The sequence below is a fragment of the Citrobacter sp. R-1.5.2 genome, from assembly GCF_035064245.1.
GTDB lineage: Bacteria > Pseudomonadota > Gammaproteobacteria > Enterobacterales > Enterobacteriaceae > Citrobacter.
The window spans coordinates 23,234-37,893 of record NZ_JASEYC010000012.1; the positions used below are offsets into that span (position 1 = coordinate 23,234).

The 14,660-nt window shown below is 49.8% G+C and carries 10 protein-coding genes; 6 read left to right on the plus strand and 4 right to left on the minus strand.

The features are described 5' to 3' along the window. Window positions 1–5 precede the first annotated feature (5 nt). The 4 genes from lapG to QMN38_RS18980 are packed head-to-tail and all read right to left on the minus strand — an operon-like array spanning window position 6 to window position 4,695. A complete protein-coding gene (gene lapG, locus QMN38_RS18965; RefSeq protein ID WP_416348268.1) occupies window positions 6–698 on the minus strand; it encodes a cysteine protease LapG in 693 nt (230 codons plus the stop codon). A gap of 2 nt (window positions 699–700) precedes the next feature. Further along, window positions 701–1,549 (minus strand): transporter substrate-binding domain-containing protein, encoded by an 849-nt coding sequence (locus QMN38_RS18970; protein ID WP_271456882.1) that lies wholly within the window; start codon window positions 1,547–1,549, stop codon window positions 701–703. Window positions 1,550–1,577: 28 nt separating this feature from the next. Next, complete coding sequence (locus tag QMN38_RS18975; protein ID WP_323605630.1) at window positions 1,578–2,600, minus strand: transporter substrate-binding domain-containing protein; 1,023 nt, start codon at window positions 2,598–2,600, stop codon at window positions 1,578–1,580. After that, on the minus strand, window positions 2,503–4,695 hold the full coding sequence (locus tag QMN38_RS18980) for a putative bifunctional diguanylate cyclase/phosphodiesterase (protein WP_323605632.1): 2,193 nt from the start codon (window positions 4,693–4,695) through the stop codon (window positions 2,503–2,505). The genes QMN38_RS18975 and QMN38_RS18980 overlap by 98 nt, the downstream gene beginning before the upstream one ends. Window positions 4,696–5,515: 820 nt before the next feature. Here QMN38_RS18980 and QMN38_RS18985 point away from each other — a divergent pair. The 6 genes from QMN38_RS18985 (at window position 5,516) to QMN38_RS19010 (ending at window position 14,654) form a co-directional block, all read left to right on the plus strand. Next, on the plus strand, window positions 5,516–7,483 hold the full coding sequence (locus QMN38_RS18985) for a sensor domain-containing phosphodiesterase (RefSeq protein ID WP_271456879.1): 1,968 nt from the start codon (window positions 5,516–5,518) through the stop codon (window positions 7,481–7,483). Window positions 7,484–7,544: 61 nt separating this feature from the next. Next, entirely contained in the window at window positions 7,545–9,635 is a 2,091-nt protein-coding gene (locus QMN38_RS18990; protein ID WP_323605633.1) for a methyl-accepting chemotaxis protein, read from the plus strand. A 1-nt stretch (window position 9,636) separates the two neighbouring features. Further along, window positions 9,637–10,704: a chemotaxis protein CheB gene (locus QMN38_RS18995; RefSeq protein ID WP_323605634.1), complete on the plus strand. Its 1,068-nt coding sequence runs from the start codon at window positions 9,637–9,639 to the stop codon at window positions 10,702–10,704. Beyond that, window positions 10,701–12,113: a CheR family methyltransferase gene (locus QMN38_RS19000; RefSeq protein ID WP_323605636.1), complete on the plus strand. Its 1,413-nt coding sequence runs from the start codon at window positions 10,701–10,703 to the stop codon at window positions 12,111–12,113. The genes QMN38_RS18995 and QMN38_RS19000 overlap by 4 nt, the downstream gene beginning before the upstream one ends. 11 nt (window positions 12,114–12,124) lie before the next feature. After that, the gene (locus tag QMN38_RS19005; protein ID WP_323605638.1) at window positions 12,125–14,269 is read left to right on the plus strand and encodes a hybrid sensor histidine kinase/response regulator; all 2,145 of its coding nucleotides are present in this window, start codon (window positions 12,125–12,127) and stop codon (window positions 14,267–14,269) included. Between the two features lie 22 nt (window positions 14,270–14,291). Beyond that, window positions 14,292–14,654, plus strand: a complete 363-nt coding sequence (locus QMN38_RS19010) for a response regulator (protein ID WP_323605640.1) — start codon at window positions 14,292–14,294, stop codon at window positions 14,652–14,654. Window positions 14,655–14,660: the final 6 nt, after the last annotated feature.

Genomic DNA, 14,660 nt, shown 5'->3' on the forward strand with positions numbered 1-14,660 from the left:
GATTCCTATTTATCCATCGGGAAGCCCTCTTCCCGCATTTTTGTGAAAACTTGCTGCCAGCGAGAAAGTCTCTTGCTGTCGCCAACGCGTTTATTGTTCTGTGTGCCCGGGAGCCAGAGACCACTGTTGTTAAAGGAGTACACGGGTAATAAATCGGTACGCTGCGTGGCCGGTGAAAGGGTGTTCGTCAGGCTGTCGAGTACCAGCGGGACTGCGTCCGGCGCGGCATACCAGGTCAATACCATGTGCGCCCGGTTATAGCTCAGGGCTTTAACGTAGGTGATGCGCAGCTTCTCTTCGGGGACTCCCAACTGCCGGAGCGTAAAATATTTGGCGATTGCGTAATCTTCACAATCGGCCTCACCTTTGCGCAAAGACTCTACCGGCGTTGCCCAGTAGTCCACGCTGTGCCAGACCTCGCTGTCTTCGGCGTAATGTAATTGCGTGTTGAAAAACAGGTTTACGGCGCGTAATTGTGTTTGTTCGTCTGCATTTCGTAGAGTGATCAGCAACTGCTGCCAGGCATTGATTCGCTGTTGTGCGTCTGCGCGGGCAGGACCATACAGCGCATCGGATTTCTGCTGAATAGTGGCAAAGTCCCAGGCCGCACGCAGTGAGTTGACGGTGAGTACCAGCAGCAGTGCGCCTGATATCTGCCAGAAGCGAATGACTCGCTGAAGCGTACACGAACGGAAAATGTTCAATTGCTATGCTGGCAATGGACGGCGGGTTGATGATTTATATTTTTGCAGGAATCAGGCATCAGCCATTTTTTACGCAGCTGTGCATCAAGCGGTGAGGCAAAAATATTTTTCAGCGTACTGTTAACAAAGGTCACAAACTGCGGATCGTTCTTGCGCATCATAATGGCATAGTGCATATCACTGCCGATGGTCTCAGACGACACGCTAAATTGTTCGGGTTGTTCATCGTGGTTGATCAGCGGCCAGGACAGAACATCATCGAGGAATAATGCGGTGGATTCATTATGTGCCATTTTCTCGAACGCACCGTTGATGGTGGTGGTGGTAATCGTTGAGATATTGAGATGCTTCTCTCTGTTGACTTTATTAAATTCCAGCAGATCTTTTGAGCTTCCAGTCAGGCTCACTGTCCGTCCTTTTAAATCCTCAAGCGCGTCAATATTGTTTTTGCGCAACGAGATAATGCGCATTTTGGCGATGTAATAGTCAATAGAAAATGAAACGCTGGAGGTCCGCTCCGGCGCGTTAGCATTAACGCCACAATCCATATCTATTTTGCGGGTGTTCAATGCGGAGAAACGATCCGCAAAGTTCACGGGAATATAGTGAACGGTTAAGCTGTTGAGCTTCAGATACAGGCGTAGTTTATCGGCAATGATGTTGCACAGCGCTACGGTGTAACCCGTGACTTTGCCACTTTTATCGGTGAAAGAGAAAGGCGGTAATTGACGATAGCCGATGTTTAACACGCTGCTGTACTGGATATGGTCAAGCGTAGCGGCGTTTTGCTGCGCTATCAGTGCAGGGGATGTCGCGACGCCAACCAGCAAGATCAGCCAATGCATCGCGCGCGTTATCCTTGTCATTTCATGATTAATTATATTTTTCATAATCAAAACTGATCTTCTTCTTAGCTGCGGTGAGTGCTTTCAGGTTATCTGACATGGGAATGTTTAAATTAATGGCGCCTGGCGGTATCGGAGACTGAAACCATTTAGTGTACAGCGCGGTAAACTCTTTGCTGGTCATGAGTGACGAGAGCGCACTATCAACAAATTCTTTAAATTCTTTATCGTGTAAAGGGAGCAACAGCCCGGCCGGAAGTGGGGCACTGAGGGCAATTTTTGACAGCGCATAATCTTCGGGATTGGTGGCCTGAGCAATCATCCCTTTCAATAATACCGTGCTGGAGATCAGGGCCGAATATTCGCCATTCTTGAGTTCATTGAAGGCGGCAACATTATTCGTATCAAGCTGAATATTGATATCAAGGGCATTAGCGGTATTGATTTTTTGCAATTGCTCCACATAAATTGTGCCGCTTTTTACCAGCACGCTATGCCCGGATAGTTCGCCCAAATGGTTAATGCTGTCATTTTTACGCATGACATAGCGGGTGCTGGAAAAGTAAAAAGGCAGTGAGAATTCGCTAATGTTGTGGCGGCTTTTCGAATAAAAGGCAGGTATACACATGATGTCTGCCATATGATTTTTCATCAGTACAAACTGTGATGCCGAATTGGCCTTCACCCACTCAATGTTTAGCTTTTTAAGCTGTAGTTTTGTTTTGAGCGCGCTGACAATATTTTTGCAAATATCAATAGAATAGCCTGCGGGGTCATTACCGTTCTGCCAGGAGAAGGGAAACGCATCATCCTGATAGCCAAGGATGATGGTTTGTGTACTGGCAATCTTCTCCAGCGCATGTAACGACGGGGGAGATGCGGCCGTGCAACGTGTGCAATAGGCGATCAGCAAAGAAAAGACCAGCAATACGCGTGTTGTGATGCGCAAGACGTCAGACATTGCACGCCTCCTCTGCAAAAAGCGCTTCGCTAAAGGAGGACAACACGTCATGCTCGCGGAGTGGATAGCTGAAGAAATATCCCTGAACATGCTGGCACTCAATATCGCGCAGAATGTCCCGCTGATATTCGGTTTCCACCCCTTCTGCAGTAACCGACATATTGTATTTATGAGCGAACTGGATAAGCATTACGATCAAATACTGGCTGGCATTATCTTGCTTCAGCTTCTCGACCAGCGAGCGTGCGATCTTAATGCGGGTGAAAGGGTAGATCAGTAAATAATCCAGCGCCGCGTATCCGGTTCCTAAATCGTCCATTGCGATTTCGATGCCCAGAGAACGGATCTCTTGCAGTACGGGCAAGGCAATCGCCTTATCCAGTTTCTCCGATTCAGTGATCTCTATTTCCAGGCGTTCTGCTGACAGTTGGCTGTTACGTAATGCATCTTTAATCACGTCAACCAGGCCGGGGCTGTGTAGCTGATAGGCCGAGATATTGACGGCAACCCGGATGTGTTCCGGCCATTTGGCTGCGGATTCGCAGGACTGGCGAATAATCCACTCACCTAAACGGACAATTAGGCCGGAGCTTTCGGCAATATTGATAAAATAATCAGGGTAAATCAGGCCTTTGGTCGGATGGTTCCAGCGGATCAGCGATTCATAGCCATAAACCGTTTCATCATGCAGATTCATAATCGGTTGGTAGTGAAGTTCGAACTCCTCGTTATCAATACCGTCGATGATCTCCTGGTTAATGAACAGACCGTGAGTCTGCGTCATCACCATGCCGTCTTCGAAGAAATGGAAGCAACCGCGGCCATGATGTTTGGAGGCATACATGGCAAGGTCGGCATTGATCATCAATGTGGAGGTGTTATTGCCCTGCCAGGGGGCTGTTGTAATCCCGATGCTGCAGCTAATGGAGAATGTGTGAGTGCTCCAGGTGAAGGGGGTGCTCAATGCCCGAATGATACGTTTCGACAGGCGGTTTGCTTCTTTGACGGCGTTCTCGCTGACCTGTTGCAGGATCGCAAATTCATCACCGCCCAGTCGCGCTGCCATATCGTTAGGTCCCAGTAGCAATTGCAGACGCTGGGCCACGCTGATTAACACTTCATCGCCTGCTTTATGACCGAAAGTGTCATTGACCGGTTTAAAGTTATCGAGGTCGATGAGCAGCAGGTTGAACTGCTTTTCTTCCTGATGGATTTCGCTGACGCGTTTATCCAGCTCAAGACCAAACGAAACGCGGTTAGGTAATCCGGTCAGCGAATCATGATGGGCCATATGCTCCATCTTTTGCGACATCTCATGCATGCGTTGCAGATAGCCGCGTTCTTTCATTGCCACACGCAGTTTTTCAATCGCACCGGCCAGATGGCCAATCTCATCGTCCTGGTCAAGGTAGGGCGTTATGCAGTCGGTCTCTTCATGGGCAATGCGGGTAATCGAATTAATCAGTAACGGAACCGGGCGGAATAACCGGCGCATGAACAAGGTACCCAGCGCCAACGTCACCAGCAAAATGAGAACAAAGATGATGCAGCTCTTTTTCAGCATCGCATCGTAGGCTGCGTACAGGTCGCTCTTTTTACCAATGCTGCTTATCAGGCTACCGAGGATTTCGCCAGATGGCGTCAAAATAGGGACTGCGCTAATAAAGCACTCTTCACCATTAATCTGGGCGAAACCGATGTAGTAATTGGCCAGCACGTCACGCGGCAGGTGTCCGGAGAAGGAGATAATGCCTTCGCCATCTTCCGATTTATTGTTGATGCCGACGTAGCCTTTCTCCGGCGTGTAAAGAAACAGCCAGGTAGGGCTGTGTGTTTGCACCGAAGCCAGCGCCAGGACGTCTACCGGGTTATAGCCGGTTTGCAGAATGGAGTCGGTATCGCCAATTTGTCGGTCGGAGACGATACGGGAGATTTGCCCTGAATCGCTGGTTTCAACCGACACGTTGGTGTACACGCTTCTGATGATGTAGGTCATGATCTGTGCATTTGCTTCCGCCCGCTGAACCCACTGCTGCCAGGAGAAGTTGTCTATCAGGCTCCAGCTGGTAAAGGCGCCAGCGCCAAAAGCAATAACGATGCCCGCCAGCAAAAATTGCGTTATTTTGCCGGTGATCGAATGTTGCCACCCCTTTATAGCTCTAAGGGAAAACCGAGACGTTGCCACAGATTTTGTTAATTCCTGAAAAGATAGTGCTAATGCTGAATTGAATTTCTGCTATTACTTAATGGAATAGTATTAGATGACAAATTTGAAACGCCAAGCGTAACAAATAACTAACATTGAACAACGGTGAGTAATGACAAAAATAACGGTATGCGAATATAAATAATGCTGTTCTTTTCGTCAATAGGTAAATTTGTACACTAAAATACATTTTTCATTATCATTTTTACATTGTATTAAAGTTGACATTAACGGTGCCGGAGAATGTGTTTTTGCCTTCCGTAAGATTCGTAGAGTAATTATCATGGCTGTTTGTTTTTGTGTTGTAGATCAGATGGTTGTTGTTTTTATCTTGACGCAAGAAGTTGTCTTTTTATCTGCAAAATGTCCATTTTTATCTATATGCGGGTGTTTATTTCCTGACTTGATGTGAATAAAATACGCGCTTCCTCATAGATCATTACTTTATGTTCTCAGTGCGCGGTCAATGTTGACAATTTTGCTACGGTTAATCGGCTGACCCAAAAGGAACTGTTTGCGACATTAGAGTCTGGATTAAAGTCCTATTGGTATAGTGTGTAGCGGATAAATTGTTTTGGACGCGATAATAAATACAATCACTGCGAAAAGCATTCGAGAATGGTGCCTGCCTCTTTTTTTACCCAGTCTTTTTTATCCGTTGGCACAATATCTTAACGGACACTGTATTTTCAATAATAATATTTTAACAGTTTACGATCTTAAGCTGGCCGTTTTTTCGGGCGCACTTGTCCTGTTTGGTTTCCGGGTTCTGCCAGGGTTTCTCCTGTTTCTTGTTCTTATGTTTGCTCTCGGTCCGCAAAATGAACACCTGGATGCGCTGTGCCTGATTCTGGCATCGACCTTAAGCTATGCGATATACCGGAAAGTGACGGGCAGACGCAGCTCAAGTAGCTTTGGCCGGGTCAAAATTAGCCTCAATCGTATTGTCTGGCTGTGTGGTTACAACATTCTGCTGTACTTAGTATTCGGCAAGCTCTTCGCTGTATTCGTGATCCACGCTTACCGCCCCGATGTCGCCAATTACCCGGTGATGAGTCTGGAAATGCTGGTGCGTGTTCAAGGGATCGTCAACGGTTGCCTGACCGGGATCCCGTTCTTCTACAAGATATTCCGTATCACTCGCCGCCCGTCTTACTTGTTTACGTTTGCTAAGTCGGTCGTCGGGCAGTGCAAAGGTAATGTGAGTTCATACGGCGTGGTTGCCTGGTGCGTGTTGCTGCTGGGCCTGATGTTTTGTTTAACGTCGCCGCCTAACCCAAACATCTTTTTCTCGTTCTATAGTCTGATTCTTCTGTTCCCGCTCATGCTGTGGGGCGCGATAAAAATTGGCCATATGTTCACCATGCCCGTATGGGCTGTGGTCCTGATTATCCTGGGTAAACATAACGAAAGTTACATCGCCAACGATGTTAACTTCATGCTGCATCAGGCGCTGGTTTCTACGCTGATCTTTGTCTTTTCACTGACTATCGTGATTATGGGGGCATTGGCCAAATTTACCCGGCAGCGGTTTAACCAGGCGTTGCTGTTGGGGTTGACCGATCCCATGACGGGGATGGCAAATTTACGCGCGCTGAAGACCGAGCTGTTTACGACGAAGAACGCGACAGTCTGTCTGATTCAGATCCCCGAGCTGGAGCTTTTTTCTCGCCGCTATGGTTTTCATTTTCGCGCGCACTATCAAAAGATTCTGGCCGATCATCTCCAGCGGTATTTGGTTGAAAGCGAGAAAGTCTATTACCACGCAGGTTATGATCTGCTGATCCGCCTTGAAGATGGTTCCTATGAGCGGCTATGCGATTTGTACCATGCCGCTAACGGTTTTCGCCTCTTTCACAATAACCAGCGGTTGGGTTTTCGCACTGGTCTGGGCTACTGCCTGATTAACGATATCAGCGATGATATCTATCAACTGGTTGGCAAGCTTGCCATGGTTGCGGGTTTGTCGCTAACCAACGGCAGACCCGAAAACCTTGAAGCCCAGCATAGCCGGATCCTTGGTGACCATATTGCCGATAAAACAGATATTCGTACCGCGCTGCAAAACGCGCTGGATAACAATGCGTTTGTACTGATGGCCCAGCCGATCGTCAGTACCCGGGGGGAGGCGCTTTATCATGAAATCCTGATCCGGATGCTCAATGATAAAGGCGAATTTATTCCTCCAAACAGTTTCCTGCCAGTGGCGCATGAAGCGGGGTTAGCTCCGGATATTGATTTATGGGTAATCGAAAATACCTTCAAAGCGATGTCCGATCGCCCCCAACGATGCTTCTCCATTAACCTGACTCCTGTCACGGTGTGTCGCTCAAATATTGTCTCGAAGATCACCCAGCTATTGCAGGATTACGGTGTGGATCCGCAGCGCGTTATTTTTGAAATAACCGAGGCGGATACGCTGTCGGACAAAGAACAAACTGTAGAAGCGCTGCATTTAATTCGTCAACTGGGGTGCCGGGTTGCAATTGATGATTTTGGTACCGGGTTTGCGAGCTATGCGCGTTTGATGAACATCGAAGCGGACATTTTGAAAATCGATGGATCTTTTATTCGCCGGATCACGGAAAGTGAAATCAGCTACTACATCGTTGAATCATTCTGTCGCGTCGCTGCAATGAAAAATATGCAGGTTGTCGCCGAGTTTGTTGAGAACGCCAGCATTCAGGCGTGCCTTGAGCAAATGGGGGTGGGGTGGTTGCAAGGGTATCACATAGGTAAGCCAACGCCGCTGCTCATGCTGGAATAGCGTGTGCAAATTTAATTATGACCAACAAGCGTAATTTCTTCTCAGGTAGAGAACAAAAATCATGAGTGATGTTATTAAAGTGAAAGAACGGTCGGCTGTGGCGTCCTCTGAGGGGTCCGGTGCACGAATAATATCCTGGCTACACAATATCCATCCCGGCGTGGCAATGAAGCTCGGTATGATTCTGGTTATCTGCATTGCGACGTTGCTGATTGGTGCTTCATTTATATTGTCGTCTTATCTGTCGAAAGAGCTGCAAGCCAATGCGCTGGAAATGATCAAGACCAATACGCGTATTTTTCATAACAGCATCTCTAATGAATTCCAGAGAGTGACCCGGGATGCGGAACATTACAGCAATGTTTATATTAACAATTATCAGAATGTTGCCAATAAACCACTGCATTCTATGGATGCAGCTGAATTAAAAGCGGTTCTAAGTAGCCCAACGACCAACTCGCATTTCACCGAATTAACCAGCGTATTTGCCAGTACTTTTGTACTGGAAGGCGAGCAGTTTGTTCGCGTCAGCAGTACGCTGTTAGCAAACTCTGGCAACACGGCGACGGCAACGGCATTGGGCCGTGATAATCCGGCATTGCCGCTTCTTCTGAAAAACAAACCGTTTTCTGGTGTGGTCACGCTGTTTGGAAAACAGTTTATTAGCCACTACGAGCCGATTGCCGATAAGTATGGTCAGGTGGTGGGAGCCGTTGCGGTAGGTTTCGATGTTAAGCAGAGTCTGCAACCGATCATTCAGCGCTTGCTGAATGTGCGTATTGGGAAAGATGGCTACGCGTATGTATTGGATGCCGGATTTGAACCCGGGCGTATGCTGGTGCACCCGTCGCTCAGTAATCAGCAGGCGATCAATATCACCGATGCCAAGGGATACAAGCTGTTTGCCGATATCCTCGAGCATAAAAACGGTATTACCTATTACGATTGGGTGAGTGGCTATGGCACTGCACCCAAAACGAAAGTCGCCGTCTATGAATATGTTGACGGGATCAATTGGGTTATCGCGACAACCAGCTATGTTGATGATGTCGCCAGGAGCAGTAACCTGGTCCGTAATGGCCTGCTGCTGTTCACCGCCTTCCTGCTGCCCGTCATTTTACTGCTGATTGCGGTGGCCAGCCGCTTCCTGATTTCACGCCGTCTAAACCGCGTACTGGGTATTGCGCAGACCATTGCTGAAGGTGACTTAACGGTAGAGGTTCCAATCGACCATCATGATGAGATTGGCGAGCTACTTGGCGCAGTAGAGATGATGCGCCAGCGTTTGCACTCACTGGTGGGGGATATGGTTTCTCACGCCAACTCGGTACATCAGGCGTCGATGCATATTACAGAAGCGGTCGATGGTCAGGCATCTACCAGCGTCGAGACCTCATCATCGGTTGCGGAAATCACCTCAACGATGGAGGAGTTGTCCGCCTCTTCCACACAGATCGCGGAGCACTCGCGGGCGGTTGTGGATATTGCCAACCAGACGCTCGAAGATTGCAATAAAGGTTCTGAGTCGATGTCGCAATTGCTGATGCGTATGACGGATATTGATACCGATAACCAGCAAAACATGCGTGAAATTATGATGCTGGGCAATAAGTCGACGGAAATCAGCCGCGTGATGGTGATCATTAACAGCGTTGCCGATCAAACCAAATTGATTGCTTTTAACGCAGCGCTGGAAGCGGCCAGTGCCGGAGAAGCCGGGAAACGCTTCTCGGTCGTGGCGGCGGAGATCCGGCGTCTGGCCGATTCCGTGACGGAATCAACGGTTGAGATCGAGAACAAGATCAGCGAGATCCAAAACGCCATCAATCGTCTGGTGCTGAATGCGGAAAAAGGCGGGGAGAGCATCAAAGCGGGCGCCAGGGCCTGTAAAGTGAGCGCCGAGCATCTGAACGACATTGTTGTCACCGCGGAGCAAACGTCCACGGCGGCGCTGCAAATCTCCCTGTCAACACAACAGCAGAAAACGGCTAGTAATCAAGTGGTTATGGCGCTTCGTGAAATTGTTGTCGCCAGTAATTACACGTCGCAATCCATCAAAGACATTTTGATCGTGAGTCAGGATATGACGCATCTGTCGAAAGCGCTGAAAGAGGCTTCGACGTCATTTACTTTGACGGATATGGATGCCTGACATGAATAGCGGCAACATTCGGGTGCTGATCCACGATCTGGGCAGCGTGTCGCGCAACGAGCTGGTCAGAAAACTGGAGGAGCACTCGCATATAAGGGTTGTGGGGCAAGCAGCCCACCGCAGGCAGGCGATTCGACTGTTACAACAGTTGATGCCTGACCTGTTGATCCTGACGCTGGATACGTCGACGGCAGATAACGTTGAGATCGTTGAAACCATTATGGCGACCAGCGCTATCCCAATTCTTGTTCTGCGCTATTTCCCTGAAAACCAGTGGGATGATGATTTCATTTCCCGCGGTGCGCTGGCGGTATTGCACCACAGCAGTGGCGCTCCGTTGTCGAGTGAAGTGCTGCATCGCAAAGTAGAATTGCTGGTTGGTGTAAAAGTGATTCGTCATATCAAGGGATTACGCTATCCCACAAAGCAACGCGTACCGGGAACTCACCCGGCAATGGATGCCGAAAAGACACCAGAGGACTGGCCTTTTGTGCTGGCGATAGCCTGTTCTACCGGCGGGCCACAGGCGCTGAGCAGGCTATTGCAGGCGTTGCCCGGTACGTTCCCGTGCCCGGTGTTGATTGCACAACACATTGCCGACGGTTTTGCCAAAAACATGGTGCACTGGCTGGACAGCGTGACTGAACTGAAGGTTCGACTGGCGCAGGAAGACGATCGTGTGGAAGCAGGGTATGTGTACATACTGCCGCCTGAACAGCATCTGATCGTCAAAACAAACCAACGGCTGGCCGCGATCCCGAGACAGGAAAGTGATTTGTATCACCCCAGCTGTAATCTGCTGCTGGAGTCGGTTGCTGAGGTTTTTCGTGAAAAAGCCGTTGGGCTGATTATGACGGGAATGGGCAGCGATGGCTGTCGTGGTATTGAACTGATTTTCCGGCGGGGAGGAAGGACGCTGGCGCAGGATGAAGAAAGCTCTGTTGTTTTCGGTATGAATAAGAACGCAATCGACAAACAGCTTATCCATCGCACAATCCCGTTGGATGACCTTGCGAAGGTTCTGCTTTCGATGGCTTTTCACGGGCATGTTGAGAGTAAATTGCCATGATACCCAATCTCCCCGATTATGCCCGGTTGATCAAAGACCGGGTGGGTTTGCACTTTGATAATGCGATGGAAGCGTTGCTGGAATCGGCGCTGAGTCGACGTATGGCCGAGCTGGGAATCAGCAATTACTATGAATACTATGAACGGCTGCGCATCTCTCAGGATGAGTTTGATAGCTTTGTTACGCTGATTACAATTAACGAAACGTATTTTTTTCGTGAAAGCGACACGCTGGATCTCATCTGCGACAAATGGGTGCCCCGCCTTCTGCAACAGCGTAGCGGCCCGGTGCGTATTCTGAGCGCGGGATGTTCATCCGGCGAAGAAGCCTACTCGCTGGCAATCAAGCTGCATGAAAAGTACCAGAACGGGATGGCGCAGCAGGTTGAAATCTACGGTTGTGATATTGACCCGGTGATTCTGGCAAAAGCCAGAAATGCCTGTTATTCCAGCTACTCGTTTCGTGGTGTCGATCCGCTGATTCAGCAGCGCTATTTTACCCGGACAGGTAATCTGTTCCGTCTGCATGATGAAATCCGCGAGAAAGTCTCATTTCATCGCACCAACATTATCAAAGAGCAGTTACTGCCTGAAGTTGACATTATTTTGCTGCGTAACGTGTCTATCTATTTCGATACGCCGACACGCCGCGAACTGCATGGCAACCTGCTTAAGATGCTGCAGCCGCAGGGAGCCTTGTTCTTTGGCTACGCGGAAACGCTGGCCAACAATTTCGATATTCTGAAGCTTGAGCAAGAAGAGGGCATTTTTTATTTCTGCCATCATCGAGAAGCTCCTAAAGTCGCTCCGGTGCCCCGCGTCGCGGTACGCGTCCCTCTTCCTCGCGCCCCCGTGGTGTGTGAACCTCCCGCACCCACGGCGCAGCAATGTGATGACTGGTTGAAAAAGGCCCGTGTCTGCCTTGATGAGAAGTGTTTTTCCGAAGCTGAAGCGTGTATTGCCTGCGTATTACGCAACGATCCCCGCAACCAGGATGCGCTGCTGATTCAGGGCGTGATTGCACTGGAGCAACGAGAGTTTTCCCAGACGGCCGGAAATGCGCAAAAGATCCTCGCGCAGGATGAATGGTCGGCAGAAGCAAAAATGCTGCTCGGTCTGGCGATGATGTGGCAACACCAAACGCAACAGGCCATCGCCTGGTTTAAACAGGTGGTCTATCAGGAACCTGGCTACTGGCCTGCACACTATTATCTGGCTGAAATGTATCGGCAAAGCGAGCTTCGCCAGCCCGCTCAGCGTACGTATCGCGTGGTGATGCAATTACTTAACGACGAAATGAACAATCCTTCAACGGTTTGTCGTCTGCGTTTGCCCATGGTATTTCCTGGAAATACGTTTCGTTTTCTTTGTGAACATCAACTGGCGCAATTCGCCCATCAAAGCGGGTAAAAAGAACGATTATGGCTATCGATCTGAAAAAATTCGTTCTGCGTTTTATTGATGAAGGGAGAGGTCATTTGCAGACGATCAGCGAGGGCGCGTTTTTGCTCTCCGCTGATGAACATACTGACGCATGGATTGGGGAAATGTTTCGGGCCGCGCATACCCTGAAGGGGGGCGCGAGGATGCTGAAACTGCAAAGCATTGCTGATGTCACGCACCACCTCGAGGACGTTCTTAGCGAACTGCGGGATAAGAAACTGACGCCTGACAGGGCGCTTGGCAATCTGATCCATGAGTCCGTGGAGTATCTTTCCGGTCAACTCACCCAGCTTTTTGTCAGTGACGGAGATAATCAACTCCCCCCGGCAGATGCGAGTTTATGTGAACGCCTTGCCAGCGCCAGCCGCGGGGAGGCTGTCACATTGGTTGTCGAGGCGGCGGGAGTGTCGGAAAAACCGCTTCCTTCGACAGCGACTCCGGCACCAGTGCCGACGATCGCTGTGGATTCAGGTATAAAACAGGCTGATTCAGTACGGGTAAAGCTGAATAAACTTGACGACCTGATCGACATTCTCGGGGAAGTGCTTGCAGGTCATGACCGCCTGGAACAGCAGATACAAAACCTGAGCCAACTGGTGCCCCGGCTGTTAGGGCTTAGCGCAGAACAGTTGCGCCAGCAGATCCATGATTTCAGCGCTCAACTGAAAGCGAGCGTTCAGGTTCAGCATTTGCAGATGTATGAACTGTACGACGTGGCGGCGCGGATCCGTATGCTGCCGCTGTCCACCCTATTTGAGCCGATTTCACTGCAGGTCAGCGAACTGGCCTCCACGCTGAACAAACAGGTCGTTTGCCGCTTTGTAGGGGGCGAAGTGGAAATCGACCGACAGCTTATTGACCGGTTATCGGAGCCGCTGACGCACTTGCTGCGTAACGCGGTCGATCACGGTATTGGTGAAATTGATGAGCGGCTGGCGCTGGGAAAATCGACGCGCGGCACCATCACCATCAGTACGCAACAGGATGGAAGCGGAATACTACTGCGCGTCGAAGATGACGGGCGCGGCCTGAACTATGAGGCGATCAGCGCAAAAGCGGTCAGCAAAGGTTTGGTTCCTGCATCAATGGCCGGGCAACTCTCTGAACAAGAGTGTAATGAGCTGATTTTCCATCCCGGTTTTTCCACCAGCAAAATTGTTTCAGAGCTTTCCGGGCGTGGCGTAGGCCTTGATGTGGTGCGCAAAACGGTGGTCACCGACCTGCAGGGGGATTTGCAGGTACATAGCCGGCAGGGAGTCGGGACGTGCTTTAGCCTGCGTCTGCCCGTTTCGCTGGCAATGATGCGTATCCTGCAATTTGAAGAACAGGGCCACCTGTTCGGACTGGCTGCTCAGTATGTGGTTGAGGTGGTGGAATGCACCCCCGAAGGGATTAACGACATTGCCGGGCGACCCGCCATCATTTTGCATAACGAGTTTATTCCGGTGATTTGTGCCGGTGCTCTGCTAGGTATTCACGATCGTCAAAGCAGTGCCCCACCGGTAGGGCAACGATTAATCGTGGTGCAGAACCAGTACAGCAAAATGGCACTACGCGTTGATAAGCTGCTCGATGAACGCAAGATGATGATCAAGCCGTTGCCGAAGCATATGCAGCAGCAATCGCTGGTGTCCGGGATGGTACAGACCCCTGATAACCAACTGGTCAGTATTCTGCAGGTCCCGGCGCTGATGGCGATGGCGCAACAATCACGGCAAACCAGCACTCCTGTGCAGCCAGTCAGTGTCGCGCAAGATGCCTGGCACGTGCTGGTGGTCGATGACTCACTCAATACCCGCGAGATTGAAAAGAACGTGCTGGAAGCGCATGGCTATCAGGTCACGCTGGCAGAAGATGGGTTATCGGGTCTACAAAAAGCGAAATTGACCCAGTTTGATGCTGTGCTGACGGATGTCGAAATGCCGTTTATGGATGGTTTCACCTTCACCAAATCGCTGCGTGGAGAGAAAAACTATCAGCACACGCCAATTATCATCGTGACCTCCCGCGCGAAGGAAGAAGACCGGCGACGTGGCATTCAGGTGGGGGCGGATGCTTATATTGCCAAAGGCGACTTCGAGCAGGACAGCCTGATTAAAACATTAAAAATGCTTTTGTGCTGATAGCGTAAAATCGAGAGAGAAGATGCGAATTTTATTAGTTGATGATGATCTTTTTGCAGCTGAACTGGCATCCGTTTTTTTAGAAATGGATGGCTACGATGTGGTGATCGTGGAAAGTGCCATCTCCGCCTTAGCGTGCCTGGACTCGGATAACAATATCGATCTGGTGATCAGCGATCTGCATATGCCGGAGATTAGCGGTTTAGATTTACTGGCGCTATTACGCGCACAGGAGTGGTCTAAGCCCTTCATTTTGCTGAGCGCAAATGAGGTCACGGGCAGCGACGTTCCGTACGACCGTTGGGTGAAAAAAGATGAGAACCTGGCGGAAAGTCTGGGGGCTGCAGTGAATGCGCTACTGCAACCATCTGCGGTTACTGAATAAGTCTAC

Excerpts from the sequence above, each read along its gene's own strand:
- QMN38_RS18970 (WP_271456882.1), bottom strand. The coding sequence starts at position 1,549 with ATGCATTGGCTGATCTTGCTGGTTGGCGTCGCGACATCCCCTGCACTG.
- QMN38_RS18975 (WP_323605630.1), bottom strand. The coding sequence starts at position 2,600 with ATGTTCAGGGATATTTCTTCAGCTATCCACTCCGCGAGCATGACGTGT.
- QMN38_RS18985 (WP_271456879.1), top strand. The coding sequence starts at position 5,516 with ATGTTTGCTCTCGGTCCGCAAAATGAACACCTGGATGCGCTGTGCCTG.
- QMN38_RS18990 (WP_323605633.1), top strand. The coding sequence starts at position 7,545 with ATGAGTGATGTTATTAAAGTGAAAGAACGGTCGGCTGTGGCGTCCTCT.
- QMN38_RS18995 (WP_323605634.1), top strand. The coding sequence starts at position 9,637 with ATGAATAGCGGCAACATTCGGGTGCTGATCCACGATCTGGGCAGCGTG.
- QMN38_RS19000 (WP_323605636.1), top strand. The coding sequence starts at position 10,701 with ATGATACCCAATCTCCCCGATTATGCCCGGTTGATCAAAGACCGGGTG.
- QMN38_RS19005 (WP_323605638.1), top strand. The coding sequence starts at position 12,125 with ATGGCTATCGATCTGAAAAAATTCGTTCTGCGTTTTATTGATGAAGGG.
- QMN38_RS19010 (WP_323605640.1), top strand. The coding sequence starts at position 14,292 with ATGCGAATTTTATTAGTTGATGATGATCTTTTTGCAGCTGAACTGGCA.